Below are 19,442 nucleotides of genomic sequence, written 5' to 3' on the forward strand. Positions count from 1 at the left end.
CCTGCAACCGCACCGCTAAAAACAGGTCTACGTCTTCTCAACATAGGGGCCATTATGGTAGGCAACCGAACCCGAAACAGGAGATGACACTCATGGCCAAACAGACCTCGCGCAACGCGCCTTCGGCGGTCAGTGAGAATCGCTTGGGCACTGTCGACCCCGAAATCGGATTGGAGGGGGAAGAGAAGCTCTCCAGCCGCGATTTTGTCAGCTCGCTGTCGCGCGGCTTGTCGATCTTGAATAGCTTTTCCCAGACCTCCCGTAAAATGACGCTCAGCCAGGTCGCCGCCGAGACGGGCATGAGCCGGGCCACCGCACGCCGTTTTCTCCTGACCCTCGTCAAGGAAGGCTATGTGGTCACCGATGGCAAGATGTTTGATCTGACGCCGAAAGTGCTCGACCTCGGGTTTTCGGTGCTCTCGACGATTGGCGTCTGGGATCGCGCGCGTCCGTTTATGGAGCGTCTTTCAGATCAGACAGGCGAATCCGTCTCCGCAGCCATTTTGGACGGGTTGGACGTTGTCTATGTCGCCGGTGTGCAGGCCCATAATATCATCAGCGTCGGGATCACCGTGGGCAGCCGTATCTCGGCCTTCTACACGGCGAACGGACGGGTATTGCTGGCCGCGCAACCCGAGGAGCATTGGGACGCGATCATCAAAAACGCGCAGCTGATCCCGCGCACGCCCCGCAGCGTCACGAAGAAGGCGCAGTTCCGAGAAATCCTGGCCGATGTTCGGCAGAAGGGCTGGTCCCTGGTTGATCAGGAGTTGGAGTTGGGCCTGCTCTCGATCGCGATCCCGCTTCATTATCGCTCCGGCGTGTTGGCCGGCTCGATCAACATCGCCATTCCTTCGGTGCGCGCGACGCCGGAGGATATGGTGGAGATTTACCTGCCGCAATTGCAGGACACCGCGGATCAGATTCAGAAATCATTGGCCCGCTAGTCGAGCCAACGGCTCGGCGCATAGGGGGCAGGGTCGATAATCGGCGGTTGCCCAAGGAACTGCTCCGCCGCGCAGCGCCCGACAATCGGCCCAAGTGTATAGCCCGCATCGCCCGGCAGCGCGACGGAGATGCGCGCACCTTGCCGGATCGGCCCGATTGTCGCTTTGCCATCCACAGGTGTGTTGATGCCCGCCCAGCTTCGCAAAACACGCAAGCCCGTGATGCCGGGCGCAATGCGGGCCGCGAGCGCCACATTGGGCAGCAGGCTGTCCCGCATCACGCCGGGTTGCCGTTCCGGCCCATGATCTTGCGCGGGCCACCCCCCGCCGATCACAACCTGGCCAGAGCGGAACTGCTTTAGGGTGATCGACCGTTCCGCATGTTGGACCAGATGGCGGATCGCATACTCTCCGGCCTCGGTGATGTTCATGTGCAGTGGTTCGGGCGGGGTCGTCAGCTGCAGACCAAACGGCGCGGTGAGCGCCTCGGCGCCCCAAGCGGAGGCGATCAAGATATGCGCGGCGTGATAGCGTGTCTCGCCAATCGCGACGGGGGTGGGCTCCATCTCAAGCGCCCGAATGCGATCGGTGATCCGGATGACTCCGGCCTTCTCCAGCGCGGCGTCTAGTTTGCGGTTCACGACAAGCGGGTTCACCTTGCCCTCGTCGTGGCAGAGTTCTGCGCCGATGATCCCAGGCCCAAGATAGGGCGCAATGCGATGGAGCTCTGTCTGATCCAAAATCTCCACAGACAGGCCCTTGGCGGTCTCTCGCGCGGCTTTCTTATGTAAGAAGTCGAGTTGCGCCTCGGTCTCGGCCAGCATCAACCCGCCATCTCGGCCAAGCTCCACCCCGCCAAGTGCCTGGTCCAGTTGTTCCCATTCCGCGACGGCGGCCAGATAGAGCGGCAGCGAGCTTTCGAGATTCTCCGCCAGATGTGGGTTCAGGCGCAGGAACCGGCTTTGCATTTGGACATGCAGGCTCCCCGCGTTGGCATGAGATCCGGCATTGCGCCCGAAATCGACAATCGCGACCCGCGCCCCGGCCTCCGCCGCGACGCGCGCTGCCGATTGGCCGGTAATGCCCCCACCAATGATCAGAAGGTCGAAATGGTCAGCCATCTCCGGAGCTATCGTCCAAAAGCGGTTCGGTGGCGACAAGCGTTCCGATATCGACTGGCTTGATCGGGACACGCGGTGCAAAATACGACAAATCCTCCAAGGCACGCCCATGCCGATGCGCCAGAATCCCGGCCAGCGCCGGGGCGCAATAGCGGCCTTGGCATCGGCCCATGCCGATCCTGGTTGCGCGTTTCACCGCGCCAATATCTTCGGTGCCGGTCGCAAGTGCCGCCGAGAGCGTGCCATAGCTGACCTCTTCGCAGCGGCAGATCAGCGTCTCGGGGGGGGCATTCTCCATCTTCGGAACCTCCGCCGCATAAACCTGCCAGAGCGCATCCTGGAACCGTCGGTGTCGCGTCAACTCGGCCTGGTCTGCCGCGGTGGCGGGGCCGCCGCCTGCTGCAGCGCGGCCCGCAATCCGGCCTTCAACGGCGGCGGCGGGCGCACCACCCAGACCGCAGCAATCGCCAATCGCATAAACATCGGCAACGCTGGTCGCCATCTCGGCGCTGCGCGTCGGGCGAAGCTGGTCGAAGCGGGCGTCATAACTCATATCGGCCCCCAGCAACCGGAGGATTTCGTTTTGTGGTTGAAAGCCGAAGTTCAAGCAGACCGCATCGACTGTAACATCCGATACTTTGCCCCTTTGCGCGTATCGCACGCGCAACCCCTCAGACGTCTCAGCAATTTCAAGGGGCAGGGTGTTCCAACGGACCGGCACGCCATGACGGCGGAGGGCCGAGAGCATCTTGGCTCCTTTCCAGGCCAGCGCCGGGTCACGCAACGCCATCTGAGCCGCGCTGATCGGGTCGTGCCAGCCCGCCGGTGCGGCCTCCGCCAGAAGGGCGATCTCCGCGCCGCCTTGGCAAAGCTCCAATGCAACCTGCGCGTTCAATGGTCCGTTGCCGAAAACCGCCACACGTTTGCCGGGCGGCACGCGGTAACTCCGCCAGAGGGTCTGCGCCGCGCCCGCGGTCATCACGCCGGGCAACGTCCATCCTGGGATCATCGCCGGGCGCTCATAGGCGCCGGTCGCCACGATCAATTTGCCGGGCGTGATCGCGAAGACATCGGTTGCGCTGCTGGCCATGATCACCGGGCCGTCGAACGCGCCCCAAACTTCAACGCCGCTTTTAATCTCGACGCCCGCCTGCCGCGCCTTGGCGACAAGAGCCGCGCCATCGGCTTGCTGCGGGTCCAAAGGAGTCGCGTCGGGCAGGGCGGATTGTTTGAAATACTGCCCGCCAGAGACCTTGCGTTCATCAAGCAGAAGGGCCTCGGCCCCCGCGGCCCGCGCGGCAATCCCGGCCTCTAATCCGGCGGCACCGCCACCGATGATCAACACTTCGGGTGTCAATTTTGTGGCTTGTTTCGGCGAAGCCGGTGGCGCGGTCAGCGGTGGCCGCGCCGCCTGTCGCGTCACCACCATGCCAGAGGTCACGGGTGTCATGCAGGCCCGTTGATTTGGCGTTCCGTCAATGGTCACCAGGCAATCTTGACACACGCCCATGCCGCAAAAAATCCCGCGCGCCCCGCCCGCATCCGTATCGCGAAAATGACGCTCCCCGGCCTCGGTCAAGGCGGCGGCGAGCGATTGGCCCGGGCGGGCATCCAGCGGCGTGCCGTTAAACTCGAAAGAGAGGGGTTCGGTCATGTTTCGCCCGCCTCAATCAGCGGACGGCGTGCCGCCAACAGGTCGGCCAACGCGGTTTCGCGCCACGCGCGGCGGTCAGGCAGCCCGTCTTCGGCGAGCAAGGCGCGTCGTTCGGCGGTGACTTTCTCCACCAGGGCAGGGGGCCAGTCAGGATGCGTCTCGCCGCGGGCCGCCCCAATCGCGGCATAGGCCGGGCCCATGCGTTTGGCATGGCCGCTGATCCCGCCCGCCGTGTTCAGATCGGCGGTCTCGAAGGGCCCGGATAGCGCCCAACGCGGCCCCAACCCATCCCGCACCAACCGGTCGACGCCATCGACATCGATCACACCCTCATCCACCAGACGATACGCTTCGCGCAGGAGCGCCGATTGCAGCCGGTTGAAGACGAAGCCGGGGATTTCTTGGCCGAGAACGACAGGGTCGAACCCGGCGCCAGAGAACAGCGCCACCGCTGTATTGGTCGCCGCTTGTGTGGTGCCAGGGCCAGGCACAAGCTCCAGCACTCGGATCAGGCTTGGCGGGTTGCCGGGATGCGCGACGAGGCAGCGCGCTTGATCGACCGGCGCTGGCAGGATTTCGGAGATTGGGATGGCGGAGGAGGTCGTGGTCAGCACGGTTTCATCCGGCATTTGGGACAGTAGTTGTTGAAAGAGCGCCGCCTTGATTTCGCGATTCTCGGGGCCCGCTTCTATCACCAGGCCCGCCGGGCAGGCGCCCGCGAGATCGGAGGTCAGTTGCAGCGGACCCATCGCGCCCGTCTGTCGAAATCCGGCGCGTGCCATTGCGCCCAGATGGCGCATGACCGCTTCTGGCGCGGCTTTGCGGGCTGCCTCAGCCGGGTCGGCGATCTCGACAGAGCGGCCAGCCGACCGAAAGACGGCAGCGATGGCGGTTCCAATCGCGCCCGCCCCAAGGATCAATACTCTGTTTTGCACCGGCTGTTGCCCCTCTATGGTTTGTTCGTTATGTGAACAAATGTGCGCATATCGTATGTGACGTCAATCACTCTCCCGATGAAAGAGGCGGAAAATGCTCGAAGGCAAGACAATCCTGGTAACCGGCGCGTCGAAAGGGATCGGCCACGCCGTTGCTCGCGAGATTGGGGCGCAGGGCGCGCGCGTCGTGGCGCATTACGGGCGGGACCGGGCCGGGGCCGAGGCGGCATTGGCAGATATCCCTGCGGAACGGCGGGTGTTGATCGGGGCCGATCTGGCGGATCCAAACGGCGCAGCCGCTTTGTTTGACGAGGCCGTGGCGAAAACCGGCGGCATCGACGGGTTGGTCAATAATGCGGCGGTCATGACCTTTGAAGGCGGGGTCGACGATCCGCCCGAGGTCTGGGACCGCGTCTGGCGGGACACATTTCAGATCAATGTCTATTCCGCCGCGATGCTGCTCCGCGCGGCGATCACCCATTTCCGCCCGCGCGGCGGCGGCGCAATTGTTGGGATTTCGAGCTGGGCGGCGCAGAAAGGCGTGACCAATCCGCGGACCATGGCGTATTCGGCCTCAAAAGCTGCGTTCAAGGCGGCCTTGCAGACCACTGCAACCGGCTATGCCAAGGACAATATACAGACCTATATCATCGCCCCCGGTGTCGTGGACACGCAGATGTCACGCGACTTTGCCGAAACGCAACCGGGCGGGCGCGCGGCGATTGAAGAGCGCCTGGTGATGGGGGAGTTTGTGCCGCCGTCCGACCTCGCAACGCTCACGGCATTTTGCCTTTCGGGCCGCTGTCGGCAATTGTCGGGCGCGACGCTGGATGTGAATGGCGCGAGTTACATTCGCTAAAGAAAAGGGGCACCGATGACGGTGCCCCCTCAGATCGCCCCTGTTAGGCGGCTATCTTGAGATAGAAGGCGTAGAGTTTCGGGAGGATCGACGCGGGTTCAGGATGCCCAAGCGTGATCGCCGCGTGATAGGGCCAATTGGCATCGCGCAGCATCTCGCGCGCCATCGCAACCAGATCGGCCCGCCCCTCTGCGATGATCTGATTGGCATGGGCGGCTTCGGTGATCATGCCGACCGCCATGCTTGGCAGACCGACCTCATTCCGAATCCGCTCCGCATAGGGCACCTGGAACCCTGGTTCGGGCTTCATCTGCGCCAAACGCACACCCGACGGAATGCCGCCGCCGGAGGCATCGACCATATCAATTCCAACTTCTTTCAGGGCATGCGTCAGAGCGATGGTGTCATCCAAGGTCAGCTCACCGCCCTCGCCATCGACGCAGGAGGCGCGATAAAGCACGGGCGTGTTGTCCGGCACCGCAGCGCGCACGGCCTTGGCCACCTCAATCGGCAGGCGCATACGGCCAGCCAGGTCGCCGCCATAGCCATCGCTACGCTTGTTCATGACCGGGGACATGAAGCTGTGCAGCAGATAGCCATGGGCACCGTGGATCTCTACCCCGTCAAACCCGGCGGCCAGCGACCGCTTTGCGGCTAGCGCCCAATCTTCGACGATCTGCGCAATCTCTGGCTCGGTCAGAGCTTTGGGCACATGCCATCCCTCGCGTGCGGGCACGGCAGAAGGCCCATAGGTCTGCCACGCCGGTTCCGGCCCGGTTTCGTCCAGCGGCCCTGCACCATCCCAGGGGCGCATGGTGGAGGATTTCGGCCCGGCATGGCCGATTTGCAGGAAGGTCGGAATGTTCTCGCGCCGATAAAGCGCCGTGATCGGTTTCCAGGCGGCCACATGAGCGTCGCTGTAAATCCCGGTGCAGCCAGGGCTGATCCGACCCCCGGGCGAGATGCCCGTGGCCTCCGCAATCGCGCCGCCAAGGCCCGCCGTGGCATAGCGCCCGTGATGCGCCAGATGCCAGTCATTCGGCAGCCCGTCGATCGCCTGATACTGGCACATCGGCGAGAGGACGATCCGGTTTCGGAAGGTCACCCCCCTGAGCGAGAAGGGGGTGAAGAGCGGGGGCAGGTCACTCATGCGGCTTTGCTTTCCAATTGATCCATCAGGCGGTCGAGATCGGACATGATCCCTTTTAGTTTCGCCGCACGGCTCCGACCTTCCTCACCAAGCGAGGCGAAAGGTGTCAGCGGCGCGCGGACATCGCCCACCGGACATCCGGCTTCGGCGGCGAGCGCTTTGGAATAGCACTGATGCCCATAGGTTGGATGACCCTCGGCAATTGTATGTTCGATCACGCTGATATGCCGCTGAATCGCTTTGGCGTCATCGATCCGTCCGGCGACCAGCAGATCCCAGATCTGCGTCGATGCCCGCGGGATGTAGTTGCCAAACGGGTTCACATAGCCGACCGCGCCCAGAAGGAAGCTTTCGACAATCCGTTCCCCGGCAAAGACATTCATGACACCTTCGGTCTCTTCCACGATGTCATAGACGCGGGCCACATCCATGCTGGCTTCTTTGATATAGCGGATCGTGTCAAATTCGCGGGTCAGCTTGCCCACCAGCTTGGCCGACATGTCCACATTCGAGGTGAATGGGTTGTTGTAGAGCATGATCGGCAGATCGCAGGTCGCGGTGATGCCCGCATAATAGTGCAGAATCTCATCTTCGGTTGGCGTGTAGTAATAGGGTGGGATGATCATCAACCCCTGCGCCCCGGCTGCTTGCGCCTCGCGCGCATAGCGGGCCGCGTTCGGCGTGTAGGCGTTGGAGGCACCAACCAAGACGTCGATCCGGCCATTCACATGGGCCACCGTATCCTCGACGAAGCTGGCGCGTTCTGCATCCGTGAGCGTGAGAAACTCGCCGGTGGTGCCCAGGATGATGATGCCGGGCACGCCCTGGTCGATTTGCCAGTCGATCAGACGGCGGTTCGCCTCCAGATCGATGGCGCTGCCATCTGCGGTAAAAGGGGTGACATTGACAGAGTAACTGCCGCGAAACGGAGTCATAGATGCTCTCCTGAGAGGTTAGAGGGAGGACCAGCCGTGATCGGCGAGGATCTTGTGGCTGGCTTTGATATCGGCATCCGGGTCGACGCCCGGCATATTCGCATCGGTGATGATTTCCAGGACCGTCATCTTGTCATAGCCGATCTCGGTCAGGGCCTCATAGGCTGGCGCAGGGTCGACAATACCGGTGCCAAGCCGGTCATGTTTAAACTCCTCATAGCCACTGTCGGAGATATGCACATTCTCGACCAGATCACCCAAGAGCCGGATCGCGGCGCCGACGTCTTCTTTGATATAGGCGCTGTTGCAGACGTCGAAATTCACGCCGACCTCCGGGCCGATCAGGGCAGCGGTGTCTTTCATATCCTGCGCGGTTGGCAAGAAGGTAAAGGGCACGTTTTCCAGCAGCAGTTTCACACCGGTGCCTTTGGCATGGTCCACCAGCTCTTTCATGCCTTCAACAAACCAATCCAGCATCCATTTGGTCGGTGGGTTGATCAAACTGCCGATCGGCCCCGGGATCGCCACGACATAGGGGCAGTTCCATTCCGCCGACAGGTCAATCGCCTCGCGATAGCGGTCAAGCGTGTAGCGACGCATGATCGGGCAGGTGGAGTTTGGGTTGTTGTCCAAAAGCGGGTAGCAGAACGAGGTGATCTCGCCACCTTCGCCGTCGAGCCAACTCTTATAGGCGTTGCGCTGCTCCGCGCTCAATTCAGAGGGCCAGCAATGCGGTGGGAAGATCATCATCTCGAATTTGCGATAGCCGAGCCCATGCAGATGTTGCAGGGCCTCCAGGCCATCCATCGCATACAAGAATGGAAAGGTGCTCGCCGCCACTTGGAGCTGAGACATGGGGAAAACCTCCTGTTGGTATCGCATGTCATGGTGTTCATTATGCGTACAAAAGTTAGTATAGCGAACACAAGGGCCGACTCAATGGGATTTCTGTGACTTTGGAGCAATATGATCTGGTCATCATTGGCGGGGGGCTGTCTGGCGCGGCGACCTGCTATTTTGCGGCGAAACGGGGCGCGCGTGTGCTGCTGTTGGAGCGGCGCGATCTGAACCTTGCGGCGTCGGGGTCAAATGCGGGGTCGATCCACGCGCAAATCCCGTTCGACGCGTTTCGTGATTATGGGCCGGACTGGGCTGCGCGCTACGCCGCGACGATTCCGCTTTTCATGGCGTCGATTGCGCGTTGGGCGGCCTTGGAGGCCGAGCTTGGCGGAGATCTCGGGGTTGCGACCAAGGGCGGGCTGATGGTGGCGGCGTCCGATCGCGACCTTCTTGCGTTGGAGCAAAAGGCCGAGATTGAGCGCCAAGCCGGGTTGCCAGTCGAGATCTGGTCTGCCTCTGATCTCTATGCCAAGGCCCCCTATTTGGGAGCGGGCCTCGCAGGCGGCGCATTCTGCCCCATCGAGGGCAAGGCCGATCCGTTTCGGGCGACGCCGCTTTTCGCCCGCCGCGCGGTTGAGGCGGGGGCCGAGATTCGCAGGAATACGCCGGTGGAGGCCATCGACGCTTGCGGAACTGGGTTCTCGCTGCGGGTGCCAGGCGGCACGATCCGCTGTGATCGCGTGGTGAATGCCGCCGGGGCGGAGGCCGCGCGGGTCGGCCGGATGCTGGGGCTCGATCTGGCCCTGGAAGGTCATCCGATTCAGGTGGCCGTGACCGAAAAGCGCCCGCCGCTGCTGCCCTATTTGCTCTATTACACGGGCGACCGGCTCACCCTCAAGCAGGCGGCAGAAGGTGGATTTCTGATCGGCGGTGGCTGGCCCGCGCGGATGCGGGGCAGGCCGGTGGTCAGTGAGGTTTCGATGCTGCGCAATCTGGCCGTGGCCAAGCGGGTCTTGCCGGGCCTGGCAGATACCTCGGTGGTGCGATCTTGGGCGGCCATCGTCAATGGAACCGCCGATTGGCACCCGATTCTTGGAGAGGCGCCCGGTGTGCCCGGTTTCTTCTTGAATCTGTTCCCCTGGATGGGGTTCACGGCGGCCCCGGCGGTCTCGGAAGCGCTGGCGGATTTGGCGCTTGGGTATCAGCCAGCCCTAGATCTTTCCCCGTTCAGTTTGGGGTCAGACATCTGACATCGCGCGGCACTCAAACAGATTGCACCTCTCTGGTCTGTTCGATATACGAACAAATGTTCGATATAGAGTCCAGCCCGGGAGAGAACCGCCATGTCCGCTTATGCATCGATGCAAAAGGATGCCAATTACATTGATGGAACCTGGTGCGCGGCCGATGGGGGCGACGTCATATCCGTCACGAATCCTGCGACAGGTGCCGAGATTGGAACCGTGCCCAATGCGGGCGCCGCCGAAGCCCGGCGAGCCATTGCGGCGGCGGAAGCGGCGTTTCCGGCATATGCGGCCCTGACCGTGACCGAGCGCGGGGCGCTGCTGCGGCGCCTCCACGCGGAGATTGTGGACCATGCCGATGCCTTGGCCGCGCTTCTGACGGCGGAGCAGGGCAAGCCGCTCGCCGAAGCCAAGGCGGAGGTCCTCTCCTCGGCGGCCTATGTGCAGTGGTTTGCGGAAGAGGCGCGGCGCGCCGATGGCGCGGTGATCCCCTCGCCCTGGCCGGGGCGTAAACTGATGACCACGCGGCATCCCGTGGGCGTCGTCGCCGCGATTACGCCATGGAATTTCCCGTCCTCGATGCTGGCGCGGAAACTGGGGGCGGCGTTGGCGGCGGGGTGCACGGCGGTGGTGAAACCGGCCTCGGCCACGCCCTATTCCGGATTGGTCTGGGCGCTCTTGGCCGAACGCGCCGGGTTTCCGCCGGGCGTCGTGAATGTGATCACCGGCTCGGCCCGCGCGATTGGTGGGGAGTTGACGTCAAATCCGGCGGTTCGGAAGCTGACCTTCACCGGATCGACCGAGATCGGCAAAGAGCTGATCCGAGCATCTGCCGGAACGGTTAAGAAAGTATCGATGGAACTGGGCGGCAACGCGCCGTTCATTGTGTTCGACGATGCCGATCTTGATGCGGCGGTCGAAGGGGCGATGATCGCGAAATTCCGCAATGCCGGGCAAACCTGCATCTGCTCAAACCGCGTTTACGCCCAGGCGGGCATCTATGACGCGTTTGTTGCCAAACTGGCCGAGAAGGCGGCGGCGCTTCGTGTTGCGCCGGGCGATGAGCCCGGGTCGGAGCAGGGCCCGCTGGTTGATATGGCGGCCTTGGCGAAGACAGAAGAGCTGATTGCCGACGCTGTCGAGCACGGGGCAACCGTCGCGGCTGGTGGCGGGCGGCATGATCGCGGTGGGTTGTTCTTTCAACCCACTGTTTTGACGGAGGCCACTGCGGATATGCGCTTGGCGCAGGAAGAGATTTTCGGCCCCGTCGCGCCAGTCTTCCGTTTTGAGACGGAGGCGGAAGCAATCGCCGCGGCGAATGACACTGAATATGGTCTGGCGGCCTATGCCTACACCCGCGATCTTGGTCGGACGTTCCGGTTGCAAGATGGCTTGGAATACGGGCTGATCGGGATCAACGAAGTGCTGATTGTGACCCCCGAAGTGCCCTTTGGCGGGCTGAAAGAGTCAGGCCTGGGCAAAGAGGGCAGTTGGCAAGGCCTCGATGACTATCTTGAGATGAAATACACCTGTGTCGGCGGTTTGACCGGATAGTAAAAACGCGAACTTTGGTTCGCATAGTAAAATTTTCTATAGACACCGGCCCGAATCGAAGTAAACTTTTTTTACCTAACAAATCCAGAAATTGGCGAGATCGAAATCGCGCCAAAACCCGGGGTGTGCGGGCTCTCTAGTCCTGCGCGATGCCCCACCAACACGTGGAGGGTAATTGAGATGAAACACTGGATCACCGGCTTGGTGACGGGGGCGGTCCTGGCCGCAACGCCCGTCCTGGCCGAAGAAGTGCTGACATTTGGCGTGCGATCGGAGGCCAGCTCGCTGGATCCGCATTGGACCCAACTTTCGGCCGACTTGCAGGTGCAAGAACATATTTTCGAACACCTGGTCGATCTCGATTCTGCGTCGCAACCATCACCGGGTTTGGCAGTCTCTTGGGAAGCGATTGATGAGACCACCTGGGAATTCCGGTTGCGCGAGGGCGTGACCTGGCATGATGGTGAGCCGTTCACCGCTGAGGATGTGGTCTTCTCCTTCGACCGTCTGCGCGGTGGGATTTCCGGTGCGCCGGCAAGCCCCGCTTTCACGCTGGAAAAGGGGGGCAAGACTTGGGAAATCGTCGACGATTTGACGGTGCGTATCTATACTGATGGGCCCTATCCGACCGTTGCCGAAGACCTCGCGATGGTGCCGATTGTGGCCCAGCACGCGGCCGAAGGGGTGACCGCGTCGGTGGACTTCAACAGCGGACAAGCGGCCATCGGAACCGGCCCATTCATGCTCGAAGAATTCGTGCCGGGCAGCCGCGTTTCGGTTGTGCGAAATCCGAACTGGTGGGGCGGCGATGTTCATTGGGATCGCGTTGTGTTCCGCCCCGTCGGCGAAGACGCCGCCCGTCTGGCCGCGTTGTTGAATGGCGATGTGGATATGATCGATTATCCACCGACCATCGATTTGCCGCAGCTTCAGGAAGACCCGGATTTCACGGTTTCCACGATCCCGTCGGACCGGCTGATCTATATCATGCCAAGCTATCGGCATGTCGAAGAGTTCATCCGCGACAATGACGGCAATGTCATGGTCCCGAACCCGATGCGCGATTGGCGTGTGCGCCGCGCGATGAGCTTGGCCATCAACCGCGAAGCGATCCGGGATCGGATCATGGGCGGGGCCTCCTTGCCGACGCGCAACATCGTGCCGCCGGGCTTCTTCGGCTATGTCGAAGAGCTGGAAGCCGATCCTTATGATCCCGAGGCCGCAGCGGCGCTGCTCGCCGAGGCGGGTTATGAAGACGGGTTCCAGATCACGCTCCACGGTCCGAATGACCGCTACATCAACGACGCCCGCATCCTGGAAGCGGTAGCGCAGATGTGGAGCCGTGTTGGGATCACCACCGAGGTTGACGCCATGCCGCGCAACGTCTTCTTCTCGCGCCTGATCCGGGGCGATGAGCTGACGATGCCAGGTTTCGATGTGCCGGAATTCTCGGTCTCGATGACCGGTTGGGGCACTGTGGCGGGCGAGGCGACGTATACCGTCTCGGGCACGCTGGAGACCTATAACGCGGCGACCGGCGGCGGGAATGGCAACTTCGGTCGTTATTCGAACCCGGCGATTGATGCGCGCTCGGTCTTGGCCAAGCAGACGATCGACAATGACGAGCGTCTGGAGATCCTGCAGGAAGCGATCCGGATCGGCATGGAAGACTATGCTTACATCCCATTGCACTTCCAGGTGAACCAATGGGCGATGATCAGCTCGCTTGAGCATAGCCCTCGCACCAACGAGCGCATGCTCGCCATTGAAGTAAGCCCGGCCGAGTAACCGGCGCTATCCCCCGACGAGGCGAAAACTCATGACCGAATTCATCATCCGTCGCAGCATTCAGGCGTTGTTCGTCCTGCTGGTGATGACAGTTTTGGTGTTCTTCGGCGTCAATGTGATCGGCAATCCGGTCTACATCTTCGCCTCGTCGGAATGCGACCAAGCCTGCCTGGCCCGGATCATCGCCGATCTCGGCCTCGATAAGCCGGTTTGGCAGCAATATCTGATCTTTATGGGCAACCTGTTTCAGGGGGAGTTGGGCAATTCCTTCACCCACGGGATCCCGGCGCTGGAACTGATCTTTCAGCGATTGCCAGCCACTTTGGAACTGGCGTTCTCCGCGCTTGTGATCGCACTGGTCGTTGGTGTCCCGCTGGGGATGCGGGCCGGCCTGAAACCCGAGGCATTCTCGTCTCGCATGATCATGGGGTTTTCCATGCTCAGCTTTTCGGTGCCGGTCTTCTGGATCGGGCTGATCATGATCGTCGTCTTCTCGGTCCAATTGGGCTGGATGCCCGCCATCGGGCGCGGCGATACGGTGCCATTTCTGGGCACCGATGTGAGTTTCTTTACCCTTGATGGGTTGCACCACCTGGCCATGCCGGCCTTCACGCTCTCGCTCATCATGATGGCGATGGTGATCCGGCTGACCCGCGCGGGGATGCGCGAAGTGCTTTATGCCGACTACATCAAATTCGCCCGCGCCAATGGTATCCGCGAGCGCCGTATCCTCAGCCTGCATGTGATGAAAAACATCCTGATCCCCATCGTCACGGTGCTGGGGATGGAGTTCGGCGGTGTGATTGCCTTCGCCGTAGTGGTGGAGTCGATCTTCTCCTGGCCCGGGGTGGGCAAGATGCTGATCGATGCGATTGCGGTTTTGGATCGCCCGTTGATCGTCGCCTACCTGATCTTCGTGGTGATCATGTTCGTCGCTCTGAACCTGTTCGTCGATATTCTCTACTCGCTGCTTGATCCGCGGGTCCGTTTGGGAGGGGCCGCGGCATGAGTGGAGCCAGTTCAACGACAACCGGGCCGCGCCCGGGCAGTTTTCGCGCGGGCATGCGTCTGTTCCTGGCCTCGCCGACGGCGGCGGTTGCCCTGGTTGTCTTTGTCGGTTTTTGCCTTGCCGCGCTCTTCGCCCCCTGGCTGTCGCCGCAGAACCCTTATGATTTGGCGCAGGTCGATATTCTCGACAGTCTCATGCCGCCGGGCAGCCAGAGCTTCACCGGCATGACCTATTGGCTCGGGACGGACGGGCAGGGGCGCGATATGCTATCGGCGATCCTCTACGGTATCCGGATCAGCCTGATCGTCGGCCTCCTCTCGGGCTTCTTCGCGCTGATCGTGGGCACCATTGTCGGGCTGATCGCGGCCTATCGCCGGGGTTGGGTCGAAACTGTCCTGATGCGGATTGTCGATCTGCAATTGAGCTTCCCCACCATCCTCGTGGCGCTGGTGCTTTTGGTGATCCTGGGGCGCGGTGTGGACAAGATCATCTTCGCGCTGGTTGTCGTGCAATGGGCCTATTTCGCGCGGACGGTGCGCGGCGTCGCGCTGGTCGAAGGCGCGCGGGAGTATGTCGATGCGGCGCGTGGGCTTCAGCTTGGCGGTTTGCGCATCTTGCTCGGGCATATCCTACCCAATTGCCTGCCAACGATGCTGGTGGTGGCCACGATGCAGATGGCTGCCGCGATCTCGCTGGAAGCAACCTTATCCTTCCTTGGCCTTGGCTTGCCGCCGACACGCCCGTCGCTTGGCCTCCTGATCGCCAATGGGTTCGATTACCTGCAATCGGGCCGCTACTGGATCAGTGTCCTGCCGGGCTTGGTGCTGCTGGCGATCATCGTCAGTGCGAACCTGCTTGGCGACCGTCTTCGCGATGTCTTGAACCCGCATTTGAGGACCTGACCCCAATGACCACTGTCCTTGAACTGCGCGACCTCAAGACGTCGTTTTTCACCGGTGATGGAGAGCTTCGGGCGCTCCACGGCATTTCGCTAAGCGTCGCTCGGGGCGAAATCCTCGGCCTCGTGGGCGAAAGCGGCTCGGGCAAATCGCTCACCGGATTCTCGATCAACGGTTTGATCAGCCCGCCGGGGCAGGTCGTGGGCGGCGAAGTGCGTGTCCACGGCGAAGACCTGCTGCAGGTTGGTCCGGAAGAGATGCGCCAAGCCCGCGGTCGCAAGATCGCAATGATCTTCCAAGACCCGATGATGACGCTGAACCCGGTGCTGCGGATCGAGACACAGATGCGCGATGTTCTGGCCGCGCATTTGAAACTGAGCCGGTCTGAAGCGCGGGCCCGTGCGATCGCCGCGCTTGACGAGGTCGGCATTCCATCGCCCGAAGAGCGGTTGCGCGCCTATCCGCACCAACTGTCCGGCGGTATGCGGCAGCGCGTGGCCATCGCCATTGCGCTTCTGCATCAGCCCGATCTGGTGATTGCCGATGAGCCGACCACCGCCCTTGATGTCACCATCCAGGGGCAAATCCTGTCCCTCGTGCAGCGGCTCTGCCGCGAGCGCGGCACCGCGCTGATCTGGATCACCCACGATCTGGCCGTTGTGGCGGGCATCGCAGATCGGATTGCGGTGATGTATGCCGGGCGCGTGGTCGAGATGGGCCCGGTGGATCAGGTGCTCGACCACCCGGCGCATCCTTACACCAAAGGCCTCATTGCATCGGTGCCCACACGCCGGATGCGGGGTGAGAAGTTACAACAGATCCCGGGCCGCATGCCGGCCCTGACCGACTTGCCCGAGGGCTGTCCGTTTCAACCGCGCTGCAGCTATGCCACCGATGCCTGCCGTAACCCGCAAGAAATGCGGGAGATTGGCCCCGATCACACGCTGCGCTGTGCCCATCCGCTGACCGAGGCCACGGAATGACTGAAGAACCGATCCTATCCGTTTCCCATGTCTCGAAACGTTTCGGCGGAAAGGGCGATCTGCTGGCCCAGATGCTGGCGGCGCTTGGCTTGGCCAAACCGCGCCCACAGGTCCGTGCAGTGGAAGATGTGAGCTTCACACTCGCGCGCGGCGAGGTGCTTGGCGTGGTCGGGGAATCCGGCTGCGGCAAGTCGACCCTCGGCCGGATGATCGCCGGGCTTCTGGAGCCAAGCGCGGGCGAGATTTTGATCGAAGGGCAGGCACCTGCCGCGCGCTTGGCCAAACCCGCCGAGGGGCAGGGCGCACGCGCGCCCCGTGCGCTCGATATGCAGATGATCTTTCAAGATCCGTTTTCCTCGCTCAATCCGCGCAAACGGGTCAGCGACCTGATCGGGGAAGCCCCCCGCGTTCATCGCATCGTCAGCCCCGAGGATCTGGACCGTTACGTCAAAGACATCATGGACCGCTGTGGCATCGATCCGGCCTATCGGGACCGGTTCGCGCATCAGTTTTCCGGCGGCCAACGGCAACGGATCGGCATCGCCCGCGCGCTCGCGGTGAAGCCCGAAATCCTGGTCTGTGACGAGGCGGTCTCCGCCCTCGATGTCTCGATCCAGGCGCAGATCATCAATCTGTTCATGGAGTTACGCGACGAATTTGGCCTGACTTATGTCTTCATCAGTCACGATCTCGGCGTGGTCGAGCATATCGCCGATCGGATCGTGGTGATGTATCTGGGGCGGATCGTCGAAAGCGGCCCGGCGGAACAAGTCTTCGACCATCCTCAGCACCCCTATACCCGCGCGTTGATCGACGGCGTTCCAAAGCTGGACCGTCGCCGCGTTGCTTATGAACCGATCAAAGGCGACATCCCCTCGCCACTCGACCCGCCGAAAGGCTGCCATTTCCATCCGCGCTGCCCGTTGGCAACCGACCGCTGCCGCAGCGAGGCCCCGGTGTTGCTCGAGATCGCGCCGGGGCGGCAGGCGGCCTGTCATCTGATTACCACCGATACCGATACCACCATCAAGGAGACCGCAGAATGGCCAGTTACCAAGACCGGATGAAGAAGTTCCAAACCCTAATCGAAGGGCGGGCCGATCTGGTCTTTATCCCGATCGGGACCGATCTGGACTATCTCACCGGCATCCACCGAGACATTCCCAATTATGGCCGCAACCTGCATCCGGGCATGTGGTTGGAAGGGGCGTGGTTGGCGCCAGGGCGCGCGCCGGTCCTGACCTTGCCGCGTATGACCGTGGAATATGGTGCACCTGACGGTCTTGACCAGATGGATGTGCGGGTGCTTGGCGATTGGGACGATCCGGTGGAGATGGTGAAAGGTCTCTTGGCCGAATTCGGTTTGCCCGACGCGCCGCGCATCGCGACAAGCGATGATGCGGAGGCGGAGTCGCTGATGGAGTTGCAGTCGCTCCGCCCCGATGCGCGCTTCATCTCCGCCACGGCGATCTTGCGGGAGCTTCGGGTCATCAAAGATGCCGATGAGATCGAGAAACTGCGCGAGGCGGGTGAGATCACCGAGAAAGCCTTTGCGGCAGTTGTCGCGCAGTTGAAGATCGGCATGACCGAGCTCGATGTGGTGTCCGAGGTGGATTACCAGATGAAGAAACACGGCTCTCTTGGGCCGTCCTTCACCACCTCGCTTTATAACACCGGCCCCAATCACCCGCTGCGGTTTGGCGCCAAGCTGGAAAGCTGGCCCCGGGTTCTGACAGCGCCGGTTTCGGTCTTGTTCGACTTCGGCGCGGTTCATGATGGGATGTGCTATGACTTCGGTCGGACGGTGTCTTTCGGCGCGCCAAGCGATGAGCAAGTGCTGGTCCACAAATTGATCATGGAAAGCCAAGCTGCCGGGATTGCGGCGCTGAAGGCGGGTGAGGTCACTTGCGAAGCGGTGGATAAGGCTGCCCGCGATGTGCTGGACGATGCGGGCTACGGCCACGCGTTCCGGCACCGTTTGGGCCATGGGATCGGGTGGGATGTGCATGAACCGCCCTTCCTCACCAAAGGCGATGAGACCCTGGTGCAAGAAGGGATGATCTTCACCATCGAGCCGTCGATCTTCCAAGATGGCGGCATGAGCGCGCGGGTTGAGGATTGTATCGTGGCCCGGCCTGGCGGCGGTGAAGCCCTGACCAAAGGCTTCCAAGATCTGATCGTGGTCGAATGAGATGACCACATTGGGCGGCAAAACCTGTTTGATCACCGGCGGCGCGCAAGGCCTCGGCCGGGCGATCGCCGACAGGTTTGCCGCCTCCGGCGCCAGGGTTCTGGTGCTTGATCTGCCCGATGCGCTGGCCAAGGCCGATCTGCCCAAAGCCTGGCACCCGATCCCGCTCGATCTGACCGGACCGGAGGCAAAAACGCATTTGGATGCGATCCTGGCCGCGCAGGATGGCCTCGACATCCTTGTCGCAAATGCAGGGGTCGTTCCGCCTTGGCGCAAGGTCACCGATCTCGATTTCACGGAATGGGATCGGGTTTTCGCGATCAATGTGCGCGGCATGGCGCTGAGCCTCGGCGCTGCCGTGCCCCATCTGGCAAAGACCCAAGGCGCCGCGGTCTTGATGGCATCGATCAACGCCTATCGTGCAGTGGCGGGGCAGGCGCTTTATTCCGCGAGCAAACATGCGGTGGTGGGGCTGATGCGCGCCGCGGCTCAGGATTTGGGGCCGCTTGGCGTACGGGTCAACGCGCTTGCGCCGGGTCCAATTATGACGGAGGCGCTTCAGGCCCGCATCGCCGCGCGCGCGGCCGATGGCGGACCTGACCCGGATGTAGCCGCCGCCGATTTGGCCGGTGAAACCGCTTTGGGCAGGCTCGCGCGGCCGCAGGATGTGGCCGAGGCGGCACTTTATCTCGCCTCCGATCAAGCGGCTGGTATCACAGGGGTCTGTTTGCCTGTCGAGGCAGGACTGGTTTAGTCGTCAGCAGACTCCGACGAGGCGCTTGGTTCCCGGAACAAATCCATCGTCCCGGTCCAAAGCACTTTCGCGATATCTTGCCCGGTATTGGCCCAGCCATGCAGCCGCCGGGCGCTGTAATGCGCACTATCGCCAGGCCCAAGCGCAATATCGTCACCATCCAACATCAAACAGAGCGTGCCCGACAGCACATAGAAAGTCTCTTCACCTTCATGGTTCACATCCTCCGAGCGATAGCCCGGCGGAACTGTCATGATGAAGGTCGACAGCGCATGACCAGCAAACTCGGCGCCAAGCCGTTCATAGAGCAGTTCTGACGGGCCGAGCGCCAGTCGCTGCCTTTGATCGGCCCGGGTGATGCAATCGGTCGGGTCGGGCCGGGCGATGAAGGCATCCAAGCTGGTATCCAGCGCCGCCGCGATCCGCGACAGGGTGGTGATCGTCGGCACAGCAAACCCGCGCTCGACCTGGCTGAGATAGCCTTTCGAGATATCTGCCGCACGGCAGACGGTCTCCAGCGTCAGGTTCAACTGGCGGCGTCTGCGGCGGATCAAATCGCCCAAAGGCGGGGTGTCTGCA

At 62.2% G+C, this 19,442-nt stretch carries 18 protein-coding genes; 11 read left to right on the plus strand and 7 right to left on the minus strand.

All coding sequences use genetic code 11. The annotated features are described in order from the left end of the window. The first annotated feature begins 92 nt into the window (after window positions 1-92). Complete coding sequence (locus GTF44_RS07515; RefSeq protein WP_171560499.1) at window positions 93-947, plus strand: IclR family transcriptional regulator C-terminal domain-containing protein; 855 nt, start codon at window positions 93-95, stop codon at window positions 945-947. Here GTF44_RS07515 and GTF44_RS07520 read toward each other — a convergent pair. The 3 genes from GTF44_RS07520 to GTF44_RS07530 are packed head-to-tail and all read right to left on the minus strand — an operon-like array spanning window position 944 to window position 4,657. Continuing rightward, entirely contained in the window at window positions 944-2,068 is a 1,125-nt protein-coding gene (locus tag GTF44_RS07520) for an FAD-binding oxidoreductase (RefSeq protein ID WP_171560502.1), read from the minus strand. The two genes, GTF44_RS07515 and GTF44_RS07520, sit on opposite strands and share 4 nt — an antisense overlap. Then, window positions 2,061-3,722 carry a 2Fe-2S iron-sulfur cluster-binding protein gene (locus GTF44_RS07525; protein WP_171560504.1) on the minus strand — a complete coding sequence of 554 codons (1,662 nt, stop codon included), beginning with the start codon at window positions 3,720-3,722 and terminating at the stop codon, window positions 2,061-2,063. The genes GTF44_RS07520 and GTF44_RS07525 overlap by 8 nt, the downstream gene beginning before the upstream one ends. Beyond that, a complete protein-coding gene (locus tag GTF44_RS07530) occupies window positions 3,719-4,657 on the minus strand; it encodes a 3-hydroxyacyl-CoA dehydrogenase NAD-binding domain-containing protein (protein WP_171560507.1) in 939 nt (312 codons plus the stop codon). Before GTF44_RS07530 ends, GTF44_RS07525 begins: the two co-directional genes overlap by 4 nt. Before the next feature lie 94 nt (window positions 4,658-4,751). Here GTF44_RS07530 and GTF44_RS07535 point away from each other — a divergent pair, with 94 nt between their 5' ends. Beyond that, on the plus strand, window positions 4,752-5,516 hold the full coding sequence (locus GTF44_RS07535) for an SDR family NAD(P)-dependent oxidoreductase (protein WP_171560510.1): 765 nt from the start codon (window positions 4,752-4,754) through the stop codon (window positions 5,514-5,516). 43 nt (window positions 5,517-5,559) lie between these two features. Here GTF44_RS07535 and GTF44_RS07540 read toward each other — a convergent pair whose 3' ends face one another. Genes GTF44_RS07540 through GTF44_RS07550 form a run of 3 tightly spaced genes read right to left on the minus strand, consistent with a single transcriptional unit; the run spans window position 5,560 to window position 8,456 of the window. Continuing rightward, window positions 5,560-6,666, minus strand: a complete 1,107-nt coding sequence (locus tag GTF44_RS07540; RefSeq protein ID WP_171560513.1) for an NADH:flavin oxidoreductase/NADH oxidase — start codon at window positions 6,664-6,666, stop codon at window positions 5,560-5,562. Beyond that, window positions 6,663-7,601 carry a dihydrodipicolinate synthase family protein gene (locus GTF44_RS07545; protein WP_145209587.1) on the minus strand — a complete coding sequence of 313 codons (939 nt, stop codon included), beginning with the start codon at window positions 7,599-7,601 and terminating at the stop codon, window positions 6,663-6,665. The genes GTF44_RS07540 and GTF44_RS07545 overlap by 4 nt, the downstream gene beginning before the upstream one ends. A gap of 18 nt (window positions 7,602-7,619) precedes the next feature. Beyond that, window positions 7,620-8,456, minus strand: coding sequence for a sugar phosphate isomerase/epimerase (locus GTF44_RS07550; protein ID WP_171560517.1), 837 nt, complete (start codon window positions 8,454-8,456; stop codon window positions 7,620-7,622). Window positions 8,457-8,551: 95 nt separating this feature from the next. On the opposite strand from GTF44_RS07550, the gene GTF44_RS07555 reads away from it, so the two are divergent. The 9 genes from GTF44_RS07555 (at window position 8,552) to GTF44_RS07595 (ending at window position 18,863) form a co-directional block, all read left to right on the plus strand. Then, complete coding sequence (locus GTF44_RS07555) at window positions 8,552-9,691, plus strand: FAD-dependent oxidoreductase (RefSeq protein WP_171560520.1); 1,140 nt, start codon at window positions 8,552-8,554, stop codon at window positions 9,689-9,691. A 93-nt stretch (window positions 9,692-9,784) separates the two neighbouring features. Beyond that, on the plus strand, window positions 9,785-11,239 hold the full coding sequence (locus GTF44_RS07560) for an NAD-dependent succinate-semialdehyde dehydrogenase (protein WP_216365008.1): 1,455 nt from the start codon (window positions 9,785-9,787) through the stop codon (window positions 11,237-11,239). Window positions 11,240-11,419: 180 nt separating this feature from the next. Beyond that, window positions 11,420-13,027, plus strand: coding sequence for an ABC transporter substrate-binding protein (locus GTF44_RS07565; protein WP_171560523.1), 1,608 nt, complete (start codon window positions 11,420-11,422; stop codon window positions 13,025-13,027). A gap of 31 nt (window positions 13,028-13,058) precedes the next feature. Further along, window positions 13,059-14,036: an ABC transporter permease gene (locus GTF44_RS07570; RefSeq protein WP_145209575.1), complete on the plus strand. Its 978-nt coding sequence runs from the start codon at window positions 13,059-13,061 to the stop codon at window positions 14,034-14,036. After that, window positions 14,033-14,938: an ABC transporter permease gene (locus tag GTF44_RS07575; RefSeq protein WP_171560525.1), complete on the plus strand. Its 906-nt coding sequence runs from the start codon at window positions 14,033-14,035 to the stop codon at window positions 14,936-14,938. Before GTF44_RS07570 ends, GTF44_RS07575 begins: the two co-directional genes overlap by 4 nt. Before the next feature lie 5 nt (window positions 14,939-14,943). Next, window positions 14,944-15,918, plus strand: coding sequence for an ABC transporter ATP-binding protein (locus GTF44_RS07580; RefSeq protein ID WP_171560528.1), 975 nt, complete (start codon window positions 14,944-14,946; stop codon window positions 15,916-15,918). Then, window positions 15,915-16,985 (plus strand): ABC transporter ATP-binding protein, encoded by a 1,071-nt coding sequence (locus GTF44_RS07585; RefSeq protein ID WP_171560540.1) that lies wholly within the window; start codon window positions 15,915-15,917, stop codon window positions 16,983-16,985. Before GTF44_RS07580 ends, GTF44_RS07585 begins: the two co-directional genes overlap by 4 nt. After that, window positions 16,961-18,109 (plus strand): Xaa-Pro peptidase family protein, encoded by a 1,149-nt coding sequence (locus GTF44_RS07590; RefSeq protein ID WP_171560543.1) that lies wholly within the window; start codon window positions 16,961-16,963, stop codon window positions 18,107-18,109. The genes GTF44_RS07585 and GTF44_RS07590 overlap by 25 nt, the downstream gene beginning before the upstream one ends. Window position 18,110: 1 nt before the next feature. Beyond that, entirely contained in the window at window positions 18,111-18,863 is a 753-nt protein-coding gene (locus GTF44_RS07595) for an SDR family NAD(P)-dependent oxidoreductase (RefSeq protein ID WP_171560546.1), read from the plus strand. Here the strand turns inward: GTF44_RS07595 and GTF44_RS07600 are convergent. After that, complete coding sequence (locus GTF44_RS07600; RefSeq protein ID WP_253261431.1) at window positions 18,860-19,426, minus strand: helix-turn-helix domain-containing protein; 567 nt, start codon at window positions 19,424-19,426, stop codon at window positions 18,860-18,862. The two genes, GTF44_RS07595 and GTF44_RS07600, sit on opposite strands and share 4 nt — an antisense overlap. Between the last annotated feature and the right edge of the window lie 16 nt (window positions 19,427-19,442).

It is taken from the genome of Roseobacter sp. HKCCD6576-2 (genome assembly GCF_013179285.1).
GTDB lineage: Bacteria > Pseudomonadota > Alphaproteobacteria > Rhodobacterales > Rhodobacteraceae > Rhodophyticola > Rhodophyticola oceani.

Bases quoted from the DNA above. Each gene is read 5' to 3' on its own strand.
- GTF44_RS07515 (WP_171560499.1), top strand. From the start codon at position 93: ATGGCCAAACAGACCTCGCGCAACGCGCCTTCGGCGGTCAGTGAGAAT.
- GTF44_RS07520 (WP_171560502.1), bottom strand. From the start codon at position 2,068: ATGGCTGACCATTTCGACCTTCTGATCATTGGTGGGGGCATTACCGGC.
- GTF44_RS07525 (WP_171560504.1), bottom strand. From the start codon at position 3,722: ATGACCGAACCCCTCTCTTTCGAGTTTAACGGCACGCCGCTGGATGCC.
- GTF44_RS07535 (WP_171560510.1), top strand. From the start codon at position 4,752: ATGCTCGAAGGCAAGACAATCCTGGTAACCGGCGCGTCGAAAGGGATC.
- GTF44_RS07540 (WP_171560513.1), bottom strand. From the start codon at position 6,666: ATGAGTGACCTGCCCCCGCTCTTCACCCCCTTCTCGCTCAGGGGGGTG.
- GTF44_RS07545 (WP_145209587.1), bottom strand. From the start codon at position 7,601: ATGACTCCGTTTCGCGGCAGTTACTCTGTCAATGTCACCCCTTTTACC.
- GTF44_RS07550 (WP_171560517.1), bottom strand. From the start codon at position 8,456: ATGTCTCAGCTCCAAGTGGCGGCGAGCACCTTTCCATTCTTGTATGCG.
- GTF44_RS07560 (WP_216365008.1), top strand. From the start codon at position 9,785: ATGTCCGCTTATGCATCGATGCAAAAGGATGCCAATTACATTGATGGA.
- GTF44_RS07565 (WP_171560523.1), top strand. From the start codon at position 11,420: ATGAAACACTGGATCACCGGCTTGGTGACGGGGGCGGTCCTGGCCGCA.
- GTF44_RS07570 (WP_145209575.1), top strand. From the start codon at position 13,059: ATGACCGAATTCATCATCCGTCGCAGCATTCAGGCGTTGTTCGTCCTG.
- GTF44_RS07575 (WP_171560525.1), top strand. From the start codon at position 14,033: ATGAGTGGAGCCAGTTCAACGACAACCGGGCCGCGCCCGGGCAGTTTT.
- GTF44_RS07580 (WP_171560528.1), top strand. From the start codon at position 14,944: ATGACCACTGTCCTTGAACTGCGCGACCTCAAGACGTCGTTTTTCACC.
- GTF44_RS07585 (WP_171560540.1), top strand. From the start codon at position 15,915: ATGACTGAAGAACCGATCCTATCCGTTTCCCATGTCTCGAAACGTTTC.
- GTF44_RS07590 (WP_171560543.1), top strand. From the start codon at position 16,961: ATGGCCAGTTACCAAGACCGGATGAAGAAGTTCCAAACCCTAATCGAA.
- GTF44_RS07595 (WP_171560546.1), top strand. From the start codon at position 18,111: ATGACCACATTGGGCGGCAAAACCTGTTTGATCACCGGCGGCGCGCAA.